The sequence below is a fragment of the Microbacterium sp. Ag1 genome (assembly GCF_001005635.1).
GTDB classification, from domain to species: Bacteria; Actinomycetota; Actinomycetes; order Actinomycetales; family Microbacteriaceae; genus Microbacterium; species Microbacterium oxydans.
Window position 1 is genome coordinate 215,482 of sequence record NZ_LBCR01000027.1, and the last position, 16,182, is coordinate 231,663.

General features: G+C 68.6%; 16 protein-coding genes. 7 read left to right on the forward strand and 9 right to left on the reverse strand.

Going from position 1 to position 16,182, the window contains the following annotated elements; translation table 11 throughout:
- Positions 1-63: 63 nt before the first annotated feature.
- Entirely contained in the window at positions 64-1,464 is a 1,401-nt protein-coding gene (locus AAY78_RS07155; RefSeq protein WP_046747621.1) for a threonine/serine ThrE exporter family protein, read from the reverse strand.
- A 361-nt stretch (positions 1,465-1,825) separates the two neighbouring features.
- Here AAY78_RS07155 and AAY78_RS07160 point away from each other — a divergent pair, with 361 nt between their 5' ends.
- The 3 genes from AAY78_RS07160 to AAY78_RS07170 all read left to right on the forward strand — a co-directional run bounded on the left by AAY78_RS07160 (position 1,826) and on the right by AAY78_RS07170 (position 2,934).
- Positions 1,826-2,176 carry a hypothetical protein gene (locus tag AAY78_RS07160; protein ID WP_046747622.1) on the forward strand — a complete coding sequence of 117 codons (351 nt, stop codon included), beginning with the start codon at positions 1,826-1,828 and terminating at the stop codon, positions 2,174-2,176.
- Positions 2,177-2,239: 63 nt separating this feature from the next.
- Positions 2,240-2,494, forward strand: a complete 255-nt coding sequence (locus AAY78_RS07165; RefSeq protein WP_046747623.1) for a hypothetical protein — start codon at positions 2,240-2,242, stop codon at positions 2,492-2,494.
- Complete coding sequence (locus AAY78_RS07170) at positions 2,491-2,934, forward strand: BLUF domain-containing protein (RefSeq protein WP_231589675.1); 444 nt, start codon at positions 2,491-2,493, stop codon at positions 2,932-2,934. The genes AAY78_RS07165 and AAY78_RS07170 overlap by 4 nt, the downstream gene beginning before the upstream one ends.
- A gap of 18 nt (positions 2,935-2,952) precedes the next feature.
- Here the strand turns inward: AAY78_RS07170 and AAY78_RS07175 are convergent, their stop codons facing one another.
- The 4 genes from AAY78_RS07175 to AAY78_RS07190 form a co-directional block, all read right to left on the reverse strand.
- The gene (locus tag AAY78_RS07175; protein WP_046747624.1) at positions 2,953-3,603 is read right to left on the reverse strand and encodes a TetR/AcrR family transcriptional regulator; all 651 of its coding nucleotides are present in this window, start codon (positions 3,601-3,603) and stop codon (positions 2,953-2,955) included.
- Positions 3,600-5,780, reverse strand: a complete 2,181-nt coding sequence (locus AAY78_RS07180; RefSeq protein WP_046747625.1) for a YhgE/Pip domain-containing protein — start codon at positions 5,778-5,780, stop codon at positions 3,600-3,602. Before AAY78_RS07180 ends, AAY78_RS07175 begins: the two co-directional genes overlap by 4 nt.
- Positions 5,777-8,743: a YhgE/Pip domain-containing protein gene (locus AAY78_RS07185; RefSeq protein ID WP_046747626.1), complete on the reverse strand. Its 2,967-nt coding sequence runs from the start codon at positions 8,741-8,743 to the stop codon at positions 5,777-5,779. Before AAY78_RS07185 ends, AAY78_RS07180 begins: the two co-directional genes overlap by 4 nt.
- A gap of 66 nt (positions 8,744-8,809) precedes the next feature.
- A complete protein-coding gene (locus tag AAY78_RS07190) occupies positions 8,810-9,364 on the reverse strand; it encodes a hypothetical protein (protein WP_046747627.1) in 555 nt (184 codons plus the stop codon).
- Positions 9,365-9,486: 122 nt separating this feature from the next.
- Here AAY78_RS07190 and AAY78_RS07195 point away from each other — a divergent pair, with 122 nt between their 5' ends.
- Positions 9,487-10,314 carry an SDR family NAD(P)-dependent oxidoreductase gene (locus AAY78_RS07195; RefSeq protein WP_046747628.1) on the forward strand — a complete coding sequence of 276 codons (828 nt, stop codon included), beginning with the start codon at positions 9,487-9,489 and terminating at the stop codon, positions 10,312-10,314.
- On the opposite strand, the gene AAY78_RS07200 is transcribed toward AAY78_RS07195, so the two are convergent.
- Together AAY78_RS07200 and AAY78_RS07205 are read right to left on the reverse strand one after the other, a co-directional pair.
- Entirely contained in the window at positions 10,315-10,968 is a 654-nt protein-coding gene (locus AAY78_RS07200; RefSeq protein WP_046747629.1) for an NADPH-dependent F420 reductase, read from the reverse strand.
- 11 nt (positions 10,969-10,979) lie between these two features.
- Positions 10,980-12,080: an LLM class flavin-dependent oxidoreductase gene (locus AAY78_RS07205; RefSeq protein WP_082108608.1), complete on the reverse strand. Its 1,101-nt coding sequence runs from the start codon at positions 12,078-12,080 to the stop codon at positions 10,980-10,982.
- Between the two features lie 96 nt (positions 12,081-12,176).
- Here AAY78_RS07205 and AAY78_RS07210 point away from each other — a divergent pair, with 96 nt between their 5' ends.
- Positions 12,177-12,677, forward strand: coding sequence for a MarR family winged helix-turn-helix transcriptional regulator (locus tag AAY78_RS07210; protein WP_046747630.1), 501 nt, complete (start codon positions 12,177-12,179; stop codon positions 12,675-12,677).
- A gap of 49 nt (positions 12,678-12,726) precedes the next feature.
- On the opposite strand, the gene AAY78_RS07215 is transcribed toward AAY78_RS07210, so the two are convergent.
- Together AAY78_RS07215 and AAY78_RS07220 are read right to left on the reverse strand one after the other, a co-directional pair.
- On the reverse strand, positions 12,727-13,299 hold the full coding sequence (locus tag AAY78_RS07215) for a GNAT family N-acetyltransferase (RefSeq protein WP_046747631.1): 573 nt from the start codon (positions 13,297-13,299) through the stop codon (positions 12,727-12,729).
- A 2-nt stretch (positions 13,300-13,301) separates the two neighbouring features.
- A complete protein-coding gene (locus AAY78_RS07220; protein ID WP_046747632.1) occupies positions 13,302-13,613 on the reverse strand; it encodes an NIPSNAP family protein in 312 nt (103 codons plus the stop codon).
- A 77-nt stretch (positions 13,614-13,690) separates the two neighbouring features.
- Between AAY78_RS07220 and AAY78_RS07225 the strand changes: the two genes are divergently transcribed.
- Together AAY78_RS07225 and AAY78_RS07230 are read left to right on the forward strand one after the other, a co-directional pair.
- Positions 13,691-14,584, forward strand: coding sequence for a formylglycine-generating enzyme family protein (locus tag AAY78_RS07225; protein WP_046747633.1), 894 nt, complete (start codon positions 13,691-13,693; stop codon positions 14,582-14,584).
- Between the two features lie 87 nt (positions 14,585-14,671).
- Positions 14,672-16,174, forward strand: coding sequence for an arylsulfatase (locus AAY78_RS07230; protein WP_046747634.1), 1,503 nt, complete (start codon positions 14,672-14,674; stop codon positions 16,172-16,174).
- Positions 16,175-16,182: the final 8 nt, after the last annotated feature.

Here is a 16,182-nt window from a genome sequence, read left to right on the forward strand (position 1 = left end):
CAGGTGGGCGCCCGCGAGCGGACAATCCCGGTTGCGGCTCAGCGGACGGCGGAGAGGGAGGGGTCAGCGGCGGGTGCGGGCTCGGGTCTTCGCGACGCTGGCGAGGGTGGCGCGGACGGGGGTTCCGAGGTAGAGGCCGAGCGAGGCACCGGAGGCCAGACCGATCCCGATCACGGCCGCATCGATGAGGGAACCGCCGGCGAGCAGCATCCCCGTCGACGTGCCCGCCGCGTGGACCATCTCGAGCAGGCCCTGGAACACGGCCACTCCGGGAACGAGCGGCACGATCGCCGCCGTGGTCACCGCGACCGAGGGGACATGCAGGTTTCGCGCGATCAGCATCCCGAGGAAGCTCGCCAGCAGCGCGCCCACCGCGCTCGCCGCCGCGGGGTGCAGGTTCAGCGCCACCGATCCCGTGTAGCCCGCGAGGGTCACGGCACTCAGGAGCGCGCTGACCAGGATGATCCGGATGCCGGCGCCGTTGAACACCGCGACGGCGACCGCGATGATGATCGCACCGGCGAACTGGTTCACGGGCGGCCCGAACGGTGCGGGGTCGTCCGGGAGGTCCATCGTGAAGCCCAGGACGCCGCCGAGTTCGAGGCCGACGAGGATGCCGATCACCACGCCGAGGGTCTGCATGGTCAGATCCAGGATGCGCCCGCCTGCGGTGAGGGCGAAGCCGTCGATCGCATCCTGTGCCGCGCCGACCACCGTGAGACCGGCGAGCATCAACACGATGCCCGAGGCCACGATGATCGATGGGCGGATGCCGACGAACGGCTCGATCCCCGCGGTGCCGAGCGCCGAGACCACCACGGCCACGATCGTCGTCACCAGGCCTCCCGCGATCTGGCTGAAGAACAGGGGGACGCGGAGCCGCGCGAGCCCGGCCTGGGTCAGGGCTGCGCACAGCGCGGCGACGAATGTGAGTCCGACGATGATCGGTGCGGCACCGAGCATGATGCTGACGCCGACCGCGAGCAGAGCGCGCGCGACGATCACGACCGGCTGCTGGTAGCGGAACGGCACGCGCCGGATGGCGCGGAACGTGGTGCGGGCGGATTCGAGGTCGAGGCCGCCGTCGATGTCGGCGACCAGGGCCTGCACACGCTGCAGCTTCGCGTGGTCGGGCGCCGTCACCCGCACCACCCGCACCAGGGTCTCGGGCCAGACCTCGCCGCTCAGGTGGAACGACACCGTGATGGAGTTGTACGTGACGTCCACCTGCACGCCGCGCATCCCGTAGGCATCGCACACCCGCGTGATCGCGAGCGTGACCTCGTGCGCGGAGGCGCCGACGGCGAACATCGACTCCCCGATGCGCGTCGCGAGGTCGAGCACGCGGGGGACCGTGCGCTCGTCGATGACGGGCATGGCCTCGGTGTGCGCGACCGTCGAAGGATCGGTGTGCAACAGGCGACGTACGGAGGAGAGCAGCGGCCGGCGGGAGTTCGCGGACATATGGTCCATTCTCTCGCCGGTGCCGCCGATCGCGGGGAAGACTGTCCGGTCCTCCGCGACCCGAACGCGGAGGACCGGCGAGATCGAGTGAGCGGGTGCGTATGCGCACCCACCCCCGAGCCGCCGCCCGGACCCGAGAGAGAATCCGGACACGCCGCCGGTTCGACCGACGTAGAGCGCTGAAGCGGCTCTTCGTGTCGGCCACGATACGCGGGAACCGCGGCAACACTGTTATCGGGCACCCTCCCTTGACGGAAACCTCGACGCGCTGGTAGCGACGCGGTGGGCATGGTTAGCGTTCGAGAGGGCCGCGATGCAACCCCCTTGGGTGTGCTGCGCCGATCGTGGCACCGTCGTGGATATGAAACTCGTGTCCTATGCAGGCCAACAGGTGGTCACGACCGACGACGTCGCCGACGCGCTCGTCGCGCTCGCCGCCGCCATCGCGAGCGAAGGCGAGTCGGCGGCGCTCCGGCTCCCGATCGTCATCGATGGGAAGAAGGATTCCGCCGATCTGATCGTCGGCGTCGGCAACGACCTCCTGGTCGGGCCGCAGACCTCCGACGGCGACGATCCGGACTTCTCCGACGAGGCAGCGGAGATCCGACGCCACCCCCTCTTCCCCCAGCGCGCCGCCGGAGATGAGGATGAGGATGACGAGATAGGTATCGCGTCGATCGACTTCGACATCGACCACGGGGCACGTGCGTAGCGCACCGACGCGACCGCTGTAAAGGGGAGCGCGCAACGGATACCGTGCGCCTAGTCTGCTGAGGTGCCGAACTCCGCCCTGCCCGATCCCGACGTCCTCTGGGCGTGCGTCGAGGAGGGCTTCCATGTCGGGAGCCGCCGCGGCGACTTCCTCGGATACATCGACAGGCAGCCGGACGGCGAGTACCGCGCGTTCGATGCCCGATCACGGTCGCTCGGCGACTTCCCGACCCTGCGGGCAGCGACCGCCGCGGTCGAGCAGCTGACAGACGCGGCATCGTCCGAGATCCACGACGGCGAGCAGGGGGCCGCGCTGTGAGCTCGGCTTCGGCCACCGGTCTGGTGTCGCTCGTCTATACGAGCACGGCATCCCAGCCGTTCAGGGAGACCGAGCTCGAGCAGCTGCTCGCCGTGTGTCGTCGCCTCAACGACGGGCGCGGCATCACCGGCATGCTCCTTCACCGAGACGGTCGCTTCATCCAGGTGCTGGAGGGGCAGGCGGACACGATCGCCGGCCTCGTCGACACCATCCGCCGTGACTCCCGGCACCGCGACCTGCGCGTGCTCCTGACGCAGTCGATCACCGAGCGCCGCTTTCCGGACTGGACCATGGGGTATCGCGCCCTGCACGTCGGCGAGAGCCGCCCTTCGGGCTTCCGGGACTCGTTCGCCGACCTGGACGCCGGTGCAGACGTCGACACCACGCTCAGGGCGCTGACCGAGCTCACCCTGTGGTTCCGGGTACGGGCGCGCGACTGAGCACGCGTCAGCAGGCGCTCAGCCCCGGGCGAAGATCTCGGGATGCGCGTCGATGAGCTCGGCCTGCTCGGTCCAGGAGAGCCCCACGATGCTGAGCACCACGCGCACGACGGTCGCGTCGGCGTCGGTCGTGGTCAGCCGCAGCTCGCGCAGCGTGGCCCTGGCCGTCTCCTCGATCAGGAAGGCGAGCAGTTCAGGGGGCATGTCGCCGCGGAAAGCTCCCGACCCCACCCCCACTGCGGTCAGGTCGCGGATGCGTCGTCGCAGCGGAGCCAGGGCGCGGACGGTGTCCGCCAGATGCGCGTCGTCGAGTGCGATGTTCGCCGAAGCGCGCACGGCCGAAGCCTCCCGCCAGAGCCGAGTCGCCATCCGCGCCAGGGTCACGCGCGGATCGGACTCGTCCGTGGTCTCGGCGATCGCGTTGAAGCGCTGCGCCCCCACCGCGATCACCTCGCGCAGCAGGCTGTCGCGGTCGGCGAAGTGGCCGTAGACGGCTCGGCGTGTGAGACCCGCGGCCTGCGCGATCGCATCGAGGGAGGCTGTGGGATTGGTCGCGAGCACCGATTGCGCCGCCCGCAGCAGGGACTCTCGGTTGGCCAGGGCATCGCGACGCCGGCGCGGAGCCGGAGCGGCGGTCTCCTGCCCGTCTCGCGGAGTCGCGGTGCTCACGACATCACCTTGGTCGAGGCGAGGGCATCGACCAGTTTGCGGTTGTAGTTCACGAGCGGCCGCCGCAGCACGAGACCGAGGAGGAGAGCGGGGACGATGAACAGCGCGAGAGCACCGAGCGACCACCAGAAGTCGCCCAGATAGACGCCGGCGATCGCCGAGCGAACCATGTTCACCGCGTAGGTCGCGGGAAGGAAGGGGCTGATGCTCTGGAACCAGTCCGGCAGCAACTGCAGCGGGTAGGCGCCGCCCGAGCCCGAGATCTGGATCACCAGGAGCAGCACCGACAATGCCTTGCCCGCGTTGCCGAACGCCACGACCGCGGTGTAGACGATCAGCGTGAACACGGTCGAGATCGCCCACCCCGCCAGGATCAGCAGCAGCGGATGCGCCGGTTCGATCTGTACGAACAGGATCAGTCCGAGCGTCAGGAGCGTGCTCTGCGCGAGGCCCACCAGACCGAAGACGCCGTAGCGGCCGAGGTACTTCTGCGTGGGGGTGAGCTCCGGCCGGTCGGGCAGCGTCTCGCCGTTCACGTCCGTGCGGATCGTCACGGTCATCAGAAGAGCGCCCACCCACAGGGCGAGGATCATGTACAGCGGAGCCATGGCCGCGCCGAAGCCTGCCACGGGGAACACCGCGGTGCGGTCGAGACGCACGGGCTCGGCGAGCGAGGTCGCCAGCACACCGGGGTCCGCGCCGATCAGGGCACTGAGGTCACCGGTGTCGGCGGCTTTTCCGATGGACTGCTGCACGCCGTCGAACCTGTCGGCCAGGGAGTTCAGCGCCGCCGACAGCCCGGTCGTGGCCTCCTGGGCACGGGACAGGGTGGACAGTACGGAGTCGGACGCCCCGGACAGGCCCGACGTGATGCCGGACAGGTCGGAGCGGATCGCCGAGACGTCGGAGCCGATCTGCGCGAGCGTCGACGAGAGGGCGTTCAGCTTCGTCTTGAGCCCGTCGTCGTACGCGGTTCGCGCGTCGGCGATCGCCTTCTTGGCGTCGGCGATCGCGGCGCTGATCTCCTGGTGGGAGCCCTGCGCCGCGTCGTTGCCGGCCGCGATCTGCGTCGCCGTGTCCTGGAGCCGCTGCTGCAGGGCCTGCTGGCGCGCGATCGCCTCGTCGAGTCGGCTGATCACCGCGTCGAAGTCGGACTGCGCGGAATCCGGCAGGTTAGGTCCGACCTGGGTCTCCAAGGTGTTCTTCACGGCCTGGTACTGGTCGATCTGCTGCTGCACGCGCTCGGCGAGCGTGGTGATCGCCTGCACCTGGCTTCCGCTGAGCGAGTCCGCGCCGGCGTACAGCTCGTCGATGCGCTGACCGACGGCGTCGTAGCTGCTCGACGTCGCCGCGAGGGCGTCCGCCAGCGACTGCGCGGCCGTCTGCAGGGTCGACTTGAGAGCGCCCGCCGCATCCACACCGCTGCCGAGGGCGCCAGAGGTGTCCTTGAACGCATCGCCGGCCGAACCGACCAGGCCAGAGGCGCTTTCCAGCAGAGGACGACTCGCCTCGAGCAGAGCGGTGAACGTGTCGGCGGTCGTCGCCCCGGACCGCAGTTGGTCCCCGACGCTGCCGAGTCGCGCCTCGATGCGGTTCAGCGCCGCCTGCGTGTCGTCATCCGTGAGATAGTCCGACATCGATGAGACGAGGCCGAGCGCCACATCGCCGAGGGTCTGGGCGAACGTGTCGCTGATCGCGGACGACACGCCTTCCGCACCCTGCCCCGTGATCTTGGGGGCCAGGGCGTTCTTCTTCTCGTTCGTGTAGAGCGCGATGTGCGTGCGGTCGCCGCCGTCGGCGTAGAACGTCAGCATGTCGGCACTGAAGGTCTCCGGCAGCACGATCGCGGCGTAGTACTCGCCCGACTTCGTCCCGTCGATCGCATCGTGCTCGTCGGTGATGACCCAGTCGAGCTGATCGTTCCCGCGCAGCTGGGAGAGCACCTGTTCGCCGACGTTCACGCGGATCGGCACGAGATCGCTCTCGTACCCGGCATCCGTGCTCGCGACAGCGATCTTCAGATCCTTGGTGTTGGCGAACGGGTCCCAGCTGGCGATGACGTTGAACCACGTGAACAGCGAGGGGATGACGACGAGGCCGAACAGCACGATGCAGGCCATCACGTTCTGGGTGGCGTGACGCACGTCGCGGCGCGTCAGATCCAGGATGTTCTTCACGCGCGGTCCTCCCCTTCGGCTCGCTCGGCGGTGTCTTGTTCTGCGGTGTCTTGTTCTGCGGTGTCTTGTTCGGCGGTGTCTCCTTCGGCGGTGTGTTCTTCGGCCGTGTCGTCTTCAGTTGTGAGTTCGGGCGCGGTGTCGGGTTCGACGGGTCGGCGCTCTGCGGGTCGGCCCTCAGCGGTGGCGGATTCGGAGCTGCCGGACTCGGGGGCCGGGCCCTCGGGCTCCTCCACCGACTCCGCTTCTCCGTCCGGCTCGAACCACTCGGTGAGCAGCGCGTGTGCCTCGGCACCCGAAGCCGTCTCGGTGTCGGCAGCGGGCGCGGTGTCGGCAGCCGTCTCGGTATCGGCAGCGGGCGCGGTCCTGGTGAGCGGAGCGGTCGTGGACACGTCGTGGGCAGCGGTCCCCACGGGCAGGGCCGCGTCCCGGACTGCGGGTCCGGCGAGCGCGAGGCGGCGCAGCTCGGTGTCGTCGAGCGCCGCGACCTCGGCACCGTTCTCGAAGCTGTGCTTGATGTATTCGATGGCGACGAGGAATCCGATGACGAGGAGGATCCACAGGGTCCACAGGCCCAGCAGCAGGGCTTTGGATCCGGGGAGAGCCCAGGTGAGGACACCGAGCACGACGAGGCCCGCCACCCCGGTGAGCACCGTGCCCTTCAACAGCATCGGGTACCGGCGCGTGAACGGTTCGGCGCGCCGTGCCAGATCGTCGCGGTAGTCGCTGCGGTTCGAGAGGGCGCGGATCACGTCGGTGAGCCGGTATCCGTTCCCGACGACCTGCACCTTCTCGCCGATGAGCAGGTCGGTGGCGAGCACCTGTCGGTTGAAGAGCAGGGTGAAGTTCGCGAGACGGCGGCGCAGGACGAGTCCGATGAGGAAGGCGAGCACCACGAACACGGCGAGGGCGCCGAGGAAGCGCCAGTAGTGACCGTCGTAGAAACCGCCGATGGTCTCGCGCATCGCGTCGATGCCGTAGGAGAACGGCAGGAGCGGATAGATCGCGCGGAAGAAGCCTGGCATCAGCTCGATCGGGTACAGGCCGGAGGCGCCGGGGATCTGCATGATCACGAGGAGGATGCACAGTCCGCGGCCGACGTGCCCGAACGCCACGCACAGGGCGTAGACGATGCTCACGTAGGCGAGGGCGATGAGCACGCCCGTGCCGACGAAGGCGAGTGCGCTGACCGTCTGCACCCCGATGATGAGGTTCCCGGTGCACACGATCAGCGCTTGGCCGACGGCGAGCGTCGCGAAGAGGAAGAAGCGGCCGAAGTAGGCCTCTCGCACCGTCACACCCTCGACCCCCTCGGTGTCGACCTCGACGCGGAAGATGACCATGAGCACGAAAGCGCCGATCCACAGCGACAGGTTCGTGAACAGCGCGGCCATCGCCGAGCCGTAGGTGTCGACGGGGAACACCAGGTGCTCGTCCACCTCGACCGGGGAGGAGATGAACTGGGCGATCTGCTCGGGCTCCAGGTCGGTGAGGGTGCCGAGCAGACCCCATTCGGATGCGGCGTTCAGCGCGACCACGTCGGTGCGCGAGGTCTGCAGGCCCTGTTCGATGCCGGCGAGGTCGCCGTCGAAGCTCGTGAGTGCCGCGGAGGTCGCGACGAGCTGTGAGTCCAGTCCGCCGAGCAGCTGGTCCGCCTGGGCGAGCACACCCTTCTGCGCATCCAGAGCGGCGGAGAACGAGCCGACGCTCGCCGACAGCTGCGCCATGGCGCTGTTCAGCGCGGGGACGGTGCCGGTGAGGATGTCGCGCATCGAGGACGACGCGTCCCTGGTGTCCTGCATCGCGCGGTCCACGGCATCGGCCGTCGCCTGGATCGAGCCGACGGTGTCGGCGGCGCCGGCCTTGAGGGTCTTCAGGTCGGCGAGCAGCTGCTGGTCGGTGGCGTTGCGCTCCTGCAGGGAGGCGATCACCTCGGTCAGGCGCTGCTTCGTGTCCTCGCTGAGGTCGGTGTCGTCGAGGAGCGCCTGCAACCGGGCGGCTGCCGCCTCGTTCGCCTTCAGCACGGTGGAGACGTCGTCGATACCGGCATCGATGCGCACGCCTGCCTGCTCGAGGCTCTGGGTGAGGCGCGTGATGGAGACGTTCGCCTTCGAGGAGGCGTCGGCGAGCAGGGTCGTCCCCTGCAGGAACGCGGTGGTGGCGCTGTCGGTAAAGGTGATCACCTCCTTCTGCGTCTCGGCGATGATCGACTGCGTCTGGGCGAGCGATCTCTGTACGTCACCGAGGGTCGTGTCGACGTCGCCGAGGGTGCTCCGTGCGGACGAGAGCGTGTTGCGGGAGGAGGCGAGACCGTCCTGCGTCTCGGCGAGGTTCTCTCGAGCCGAGGCGAGTGTCTGCGCTGCCTGGTCGAAGGCGTCGAGGGTGTTGTCCCTCGCGTTCAGCAGGCGGAGCTCGGTGGAGTCGCCGACCTCTTTGAGGGCGTTCGTCGCCGCCAGGGCGACCTGCTCCTTGAAGGCGCTCGTGACCTGCTTGTCGAGCTCGGAGGCACCGACATCCGTGATCTTCGGGGCGATCGCCCCGGCCTTCTCGTTGACGTAGTACTTCAGCGCCGGCTGCGTGAAGTCGTCGCTGGTGATGCTGATCAGGTCTTCGCTGAACGACGCCGGGATGACGATGGCGGCGTAGACGTCGCCGCTCTTCACGGCCTCCTGGGCTTCGTCCTCGCCCATGAACGTCCACCCGAGCTGGTCGTTGTCCTCGAGCTGTGTCGTCACCTGCTCGCCGATGTCGATGTGGCCGGTGAGATCGGAGGTGGCTCCCTCGTCGAGATCGACCACCGCCACGCGGATGTTCGCCGTATTGGCGTAGGGGTCCCAGAACGCGTTGATGTTGAACCACGCGTACAGGGCCGGCGTGATGAGCACGCCGATGATGATGATCCACGCCTTGGGCACGCGGGAGAGTCTCTTGACGTCGCGCTTGTAGACCCGCCAGCTCTGTTTCACAGGACGAGTTTACACATTACGTGCACACCAACGTGCAAGTTAGCTGAAGAAACGGCGTCGCGCACATCAGTCGAGAGTGGTGACGGTCATCTCGTTGGTCGCGGTATCGCACATCGTCAGCTGCCACGACGGTGCGCCGTCCTTCATGACGCGCGCCATCTCGACGATGAGCGGACTCGGATAGGTCTCACCCGAGAGCTGGGCCGCGCTGTAGGCGCTGCTGCCGTCCATCTGCTGCTCCGCTGCGGTGAGCTCGGTCTCGCCCGTGGCGATGACCTCCAGCGTGCGGACATCGACCAGGGACTCCTTGCCGAAGCTCGGATCGTCGACCGGCTCGCCGAACATGTCGTGCCGGGTGTCGGCGCTGCGCAGGCGCCAGACGAAATCCCCGTCGACCCACTCGAGGCGAAGGCCGACGATGCGCCCGCCGATCGCCTCGGACTCCCCGGGGAGGGATTCGAGGAAGTCGGAGGGCCACGAGACCTCCGCCGGCAGGAAGGTGCCGGGGAAGCCGTCGCCGACGGCCGTCGGCGCGCTCGGGATCGCGGCGGAACACCCGGCGCACGCCAGGACTCCGGCGAGGAGGAGCGCGCTCGCGCGCAGGCGGGGGGAGCTGGGCATCGGTGCCTCCATGGTCTGTGGTGCGCGTCGTGATCGGCCGCTGACGGGCCGCGTCGTCGCGCTCCTGGGATCCTAGCCGTGGGCTCTCGCCCGGTCAGCGGCGACAGGTCTAGAGTCACCCCATGAACGACATCGCATTGATCACCGGCACTTCATCGGGCATGGGGCTGCACGCCGCCGTCGAGCTGGCACGGCACGGGCTGCACGTCGTCGCCACGATGCGCGACACGGGGAAGGCCGCAGCGCTGCGGGAGGCGGCGGCCGTGGCCGGCGTGGAGCTCGACGTGCGCGCCCTCGACGTGGTCGACCACGGGGCGGCGGCACGTCTGGTGGCCGAGGTCGAGGCCGAGCTCGGCGGTATCCGCGTGCTGGTGAACAACGCGGGGCAGGGGAGCGTCGCCACCGCGGAGCAGCTGACGATGGCGCAGATCCAGGCACAGCTGGACGTGAACTACCTGGCGCCGGTCAACCTCGCCAAGCTCGTGCTGCCCGGCATGCGCGAGCGCGGCACCGGTCGCATCCTCACCGTGACGAGCGTGGGCGGGGCCGTCGGGCAGCCGTTCGCCGATGCGTACTGCGGGGCGAAGTTCGCCGTGGAGGGATTCATGCAATCGCTGGCGGTGGTCGCCGAGCGCTTCGGCGTGGGGGTCAGCGTGATCGAGCCGGCCGCAGTCGCGAGTGCCTTCGTCGAGAACGCCGTGCGTCCGGAAGGCGGTGGACCTTACGGCGCGCTGTTGGATGCGTACATCGCACGGACCGCCGGCGCCTTCGCGAACGCGCAGACCGCGGAATCGGCAGGGGCCGCCATCGCCGCCGCAGCGCTGGCGGACGAGTACCGGTTCCGTTGGCAGAGCTCGGAGGGGGCGACGCGATTCGTCGGCGTCTCGCTCGCCGACACCGACGGCGGCGCGGTGCTCGACTTCACCCGCCCATGGATCGCCGCGGGCTGATCACCGCGCCGCCACCTGCTGCAGGATCAGCCCGCGCAGCTCCGCCGCCGTGACGTCGGCGCCGAAGGCGCGTGTGCCCGGCTGCAATGCGGCTCCCGATGCCAGGGTGTCCATCACCACCGGATCGAAGCCGAGCCTGTCGATGAGCGCCGCGACGACGGCGGTGTCCGAGGCGTCGTCCCCGGCGATGGCGATCGCCTTCCGTCCCGGCGCTCCTGCCGGTCGGGCCTCGTCTTCCAGGTCGTGGTAACCCATGTGGTTCAGTGCCTTCACGACGCGTGCGCCCGAGAGGTGCTCCTGCACCAGCTCGCTGGTCGAGGTGCGCGGATCGCTCAGATCGTCGCGGATGCCGTCGGTCTCCCACCAATAGTTCATGGCATCGAGCACGAGCGTGCCGCGCAGCTGCTCGACCGGAAGGGTGCGGTACCTGCCGAGCGGGAGAGCGAGGATCACGGCGTCCGCTCCGGCTGCCGCCTCCTCGGCTGTCGTCGCGACCGCACCGGGGGCGAACACGTCGACGGTCAGGGCGATGCGCTCCGGAGCGCCGGAGCCGGCGATGAGCACGCGGTAGCCCGCAGCCAGCGCCAGGCGTGCGATCGTGGTGCCGACCTTGCCGGCGCCGAGGATCCCGATGGTCTCGATCGTGTCGTTCATGACGCTCTCCTTCAGGCGTGGACGGCCTTGCCGTCCTTCGTGATGCGGGCGAGACCGGGGTCGGCGAACGCGCCCTCTCCCGGGTCCTCCGCGAGCAGTTCGCGCACGCGCGGCGCGACCACCTCCCCGAAGAGGCGGATGCTGCGCTCCCGCACATCCTTCGGCAGGTGCATGATGTCGTACTTCAGGTCGAACCGCGACAGGTGGTTGCTGCGAACGGCCGCCGCGACCTTGTGCGCGACCGACTCGGGGGAGCCGACGTAGAGGGCACCGGTGTCGACCTCCTCCCGGTAGCGCTCGAGGGTGGGTGCATAGAAGCCGCGTTCCTTGCTCATCTGCGTCACGACCGGCTCCCAGAACTTCCAGTGCACGTTCTTGGCCTCGTCGTCGGTGTCGGCGATCAGGCCGATCGAGTGCTGCCCGATCGGGAGCTCGGGCCGACCGAACTGCTCCAGCGCGCGCAGGTACAGGCGTGCGTGCCCGGCGAACCGCTCAGGACGACCGCCGATGATCGCCATCATGAGGGGCAGTCCGTGCTCGGCGGCACGGATGACGGAGTCGGGGCTGCCGCCGATGCCGATCCACGCGGGGATGCCGCCCTCCGGCATCCGAGGGTGCAGTCGCACGTTCTCCAGGGGACTGCGGTAGGCGCCGTTCCAGGTGACGCTGTCCTCCCGCATCAGGCGCAGGAACAGGTCGAGCTTCTCCTCGAAGATCTGCTCGTACTCCGCGATGTCGTAGCCGAAGAGGGGGAACGACTCGATCGCCGATGCGCGCCCCAGGATGAGCTGCGCTCGGCCGTTCGAGATGCCGTCCACCGTGGCGAACTCCTGGTACAGCCGCACCGGATCCTGCGTCGACAGCACGGTCACCGACGTGCCGAGCCCGATCGTCGACGTCGCCTGCGCCGCGGCAGCCAGCAGTACGGGGGTCGCGGAATCCACCTGCCCCTCGCGGTAGTGCTCGCCGATGCTGAACACGTCGAGGCCGACGGACTCCGCCAGCTGCGCCTCGTCGATGAGCAGCCGTACCGTCTCGCCGTCGGACATGACCCGGCCTGCGTCCGTCGCCACCTCGCCGAAGGAGTTCAGTCCGAACTCGAGTTCCTTCATGTCCGCCACGACCTTTCTCGCGTCACCGGCCACTCCGGATTGACGTGTCAATAGGCTGCAACCGTAGGATTGACACATCAATTCCCGGGAGGTCGCATGACCGACGAACGTCATCGCCGTACGCCGACACCCGAGCAGCTGCGCGTCTGGCGAGGCTTCGTCGAGACGTCAGCGACGCTGCGGGAACGACTCGCCGCCCGACTGCAGACGTCATCGGCGCTCTCCACCGGCGATTACCAGGTGCTCCTCGCCCTGAGCGAAGCGCCAGGACACACGGCGCGGTCGTCGGAGCTCGCTGCCCTCATCGACTGGGAGCGCAGCCGCCTCTCGCACCACCTCGGGCGGATGGAGAAGCGGGGCCTCGTGCGACGGGCCCCACGTGCCGATGGGGTGCACGGGGTCGAGGTGCACCTCACCGACGAGGGCGCCGCCGCGTTCCGGTCCGCGAACGTGCCGCACCTCCGCGCCATCCGAGACGTCTTCGTCGACGCGCTGTCCCCGGAGCAGCTCGCGAACCTCGACGACATCACCTCCGCCCTGCGTCGGCACCTCGACCTCGAGAGGGAGGACGGGAACGACGGGCCGGGTCGGCGGTAGCGCCGATCAGAGGTCCCGCCTGGGCGGACGACCTTCCGTCTCCTCCCGATCAGCGTGCGGGGCGCTCGTCCGTGCTCAGCGCCGACATGAGGATGGAGTCGACCCACTCGCCGTCCCAGAACAGCGTGTGGCGTTGCCGTCCTTCGTACCGGAACCCGGCCTTCTCGTAGGAGCGCTGGGCGCGGGGATTGAACGAGAAGACATCGAGACTCACGCGGTGCAGCCGGATGCGGTCGAACGCGTGGTCGAGAACGGCGTGCGTGGCCTCGGTGCCGAAGCCGCGTCCGAGGCGACCGGGGTTCAGGGCGATGCGGAAGTTCATCGCCGCATCGTCCGCCTCCAGTTCGTTGAGCACGACCTCGCCGACGTACCCGCCGGTCTCGAGGTCGATGATCGCCCAGTCCGCGCGGTCGTCTCTGCCGCCGATCGATTCGAGATGCCGCACGACCGCCTCGCGGGTGAACGTCTGGCGCGTGCCGGTGAGCCGCATGCTCTCCTCGTCGAACAGCCCCTCCCACACGCCGTCGATGTGCGCGACGCCGAGCGGTTCCAGTCGCAGCCGCGGGGTCGTCAGGGTGGCGACTTCCGTGAGCGCGGAGACGTCGACGGCCGGTGCGTCCACGCCTACGCTCCGTCGAAGACCGGGCTGAGGAAGCGGCGCTCGTATCGACGGATGCACTGCGTCCTGCGCGCGAAGTCGAAGGCCTCGATGCACTCCGGATCGGTCTTGGATGCCGTCCGATACACCTCGTACTCCGCGAGGGAGGGGAAGGTGAACAGGGCGAAGGCCTCGTCGCTGTCGCCCTCGCTCGGCAGGAAGTAGCCGTGGTGGGTGCCGCCGTGCTTCTCGACGAGACGGATCCAGGTGCGGCCGTAGTCGGTGAACTCGTCCAGCTTGTCCGGATCGATCTCGTAGCGCAGATGAACGGTGATCATGCGGATGATCTTCCCAGATCACCCGGACCGCGGGCGAACCGGACACTACGCTCGGTCTCGTGACGAACTCCCGCGACATGGTCCACATCCCCGGCGGTACGTTCCTGATGGGATCCGAGGACTTCTACCCCGATGAGCGCCCGGTGCACGAGCGCGAGGTCGCCTCGTTCTTCATCGATCGCTACCAGGTGACCAACGCCCAGTACGCCGAGTTCGTCGATGCGACCGGGTACGTCACGGTCGCGGAGCGTCCACTCGATCCCGCGGCCTTCGCCGGTGCGGATCCGGCCGACCTCGTGCCCGGGGCGATGGTGTTCACGCCGACGTCGGGCCCGACGAACCTCGGGGACTGGCGCAACTGGTGGCGCTGGCAGCCGGGAGCGTACTGGCGTCGGCCGTTCGGCCCCGACTCGTCGATCGACGACCGGCTGCAGCATCCGGTCGTGCACGTCGCCTTCGAGGATGCGGTCGCGTACGCCGACTGGGTGGGGATGCGACTGCCCACCGAGGCCGAGCACGAGTACGCGGCCCGCGGCGGTCTCGAGGGTGCTCGTTTCGCATGGGGTGACGAGGCCTACCCGGGCGGCGTCGCGCAGGCGAACTCGTGGCTCGGACGCTTCCCCTACGACAACCAGGGGGTGGGCGGCACGGCCCCGGTCGGCTCGTACCCTCCGAACGGCTACGGCCTCTACGACATGATCGCGAACGTCTGGGAGTGGACGACCGACTTCTACACCCCGCGCCACCTCCGCCTTTCGGGCACCCCCGTCGATGCCGGCAAGCGCACGAACCTCCTGGCTGCCGCGAGCGCGCAGGAGGGATTCCCCGACATTCCGCGCCGCGTTCTCAAAGGCGGATCGCACCTCTGCTCGCCCGACTACTGCCTGCGCTTCCGGCCGGCGGCGCGCTCCCCGCAGGCCGAGGACACGGGCATGTCGCACATCGGGTTCCGGCTCACCCGCTCCGAGTGAGACCCGCTGGGTTTCCGTGAGGGGAACTGTTTGGCTTCGACCGAGGGTGATCGCCCTCGCCTCACCGGTTGAAGCAAGGAGTCTCCCATGGCTGAGAAGCCCAACATCCTCATCATCTGGGGCGATGACATCGGCATCAGCAACCTGAGCACCTACTCCGATGGTCTGATGGGCTATCGGACCCCCAACATCGACCGGATCGCCGACGAGGGCGTGAAGTTCACCGACTACTACGGCGAGCAGAGCTGCACCGCCGGGCGCGCGGCCTTCATCACGGGGCAGAACCCGTACCGCACCGGACTCACCAAGGTCGGGATGCCGGGGGCGAAGCTGGGACTGCAGCCCGAAGACCCCACGATCGCCGACGCGCTCAAGCACCACGGCTACGCGACGGGACAGTTCGGCAAGAACCACCTCGGTGACCGCGACGAGCACCTGCCGACGGCGCACGGCTTCGACGAGTTCTTCGGCAACCTGTATCACCTCAACGCCGAGGAGGAGCCGGAGCACCCCGACTACCCGACGGATGAGGAGTTCCCCGGCTTCAGTGAGCGGTTCCGTCCGCGCGGCGTCATCCATTCCTGGGCGAACGGCGACGGCACCCAGCGCATCGAGGACACCGGCCCCCTGACGAAGAAGCGGATGGAGACGGTCGACGAGGAGTTCCGCGACGCGGCGGCCGACTTCATCCGTACCCAGGCAGAGGACGACACTCCCTTCTTCGTCTGGTTCAACTCCACGCATATGCACTTCCGCACCCACACCAAGGAGGAGAGCAAGGGGCGTGCCGGCCGCTGGCAGTCGAACTACCACGACACGATGCTCGATCACGACGACGTCGTCGGCAGTCTGCTCGACCTTCTCGACGAGCTCGGCCTCGCCGAGAACACCATCGTGATGTACTCCACCGACAACGGACCCCACATGAACAGCTGGCCGGACGCGGGCATGACGCCGTTCCGCAACGAGAAGAACTCCAACTGGGAGGGCGCGTATCGAGTGCCGGCGATGGTCCGCTGGCCCGGACGCATCCCGGCGGGGACGACTCTCAACGGCATCGTCAGCCACAACGACTGGTTCGTGACGCTGCTGGCGGCCGTGGGCGACGGTGACATCGCCGAGAGGCTGGCAGCGGGGACCGAGCTGCACGGCGAGCAGTTCACAGTGCACCTCGATGGTCATGACCAGCTCGACTACATCACCGGCGCCGTCGAGCACAGTCCGCGTCGGCACTTCTTCTACGTCTCCGACGACGGCGATCTCACGGCCCTGCGCTTCGAGAACTGGAAGCTCGTGTTCCTCGAGCAGCGCGCCGTGGGAACGCTGCAGGTCTGGCAGGAGCCGTACATCGAGCTGAGATTCCCGAAGTTGTTCAACCTGCGCACCGACCCGTATGAGCGCGCGGACATCACCTCGAACACCTACTGGGACTGGGTGCTCGACCACGTCTTCCTGTTCGTGCCGGCGCAGGCCTACGTGGGCCGGATGCTGCAGTCCCTCGCCGAGTTCCCCGCTCGTCAGAAGTCGGCGTCCTTCACGATCAATCAGGTGATGTCGAAGCTGGAGTCAGCGACCGCGGGCGCCTCCTGACTGCTCCC

Excerpts from the sequence above, each read along its gene's own strand:
- AAY78_RS07195 (WP_046747628.1), top strand. The coding sequence starts at position 9,487 with ATGAACGACATCGCATTGATCACCGGCACTTCATCGGGCATGGGGCTG.
- AAY78_RS07205 (WP_082108608.1), bottom strand. The coding sequence starts at position 12,080 with ATGAAGGAACTCGAGTTCGGACTGAACTCCTTCGGCGAGGTGGCGACG.
- AAY78_RS07220 (WP_046747632.1), bottom strand. The coding sequence starts at position 13,613 with ATGATCACCGTTCATCTGCGCTACGAGATCGATCCGGACAAGCTGGAC.
- AAY78_RS07190 (WP_046747627.1), bottom strand. The coding sequence starts at position 9,364 with ATGCCCAGCTCCCCCCGCCTGCGCGCGAGCGCGCTCCTCCTCGCCGGA.
- AAY78_RS07200 (WP_046747629.1), bottom strand. The coding sequence starts at position 10,968 with ATGAACGACACGATCGAGACCATCGGGATCCTCGGCGCCGGCAAGGTC.
- AAY78_RS07225 (WP_046747633.1), top strand. The coding sequence starts at position 13,691 with ATGGTCCACATCCCCGGCGGTACGTTCCTGATGGGATCCGAGGACTTC.
- AAY78_RS07160 (WP_046747622.1), top strand. The coding sequence starts at position 1,826 with ATGAAACTCGTGTCCTATGCAGGCCAACAGGTGGTCACGACCGACGAC.
- AAY78_RS07230 (WP_046747634.1), top strand. The coding sequence starts at position 14,672 with ATGGCTGAGAAGCCCAACATCCTCATCATCTGGGGCGATGACATCGGC.
- AAY78_RS07155 (WP_046747621.1), bottom strand. The coding sequence starts at position 1,464 with ATGTCCGCGAACTCCCGCCGGCCGCTGCTCTCCTCCGTACGTCGCCTG.
- AAY78_RS07210 (WP_046747630.1), top strand. The coding sequence starts at position 12,177 with ATGACCGACGAACGTCATCGCCGTACGCCGACACCCGAGCAGCTGCGC.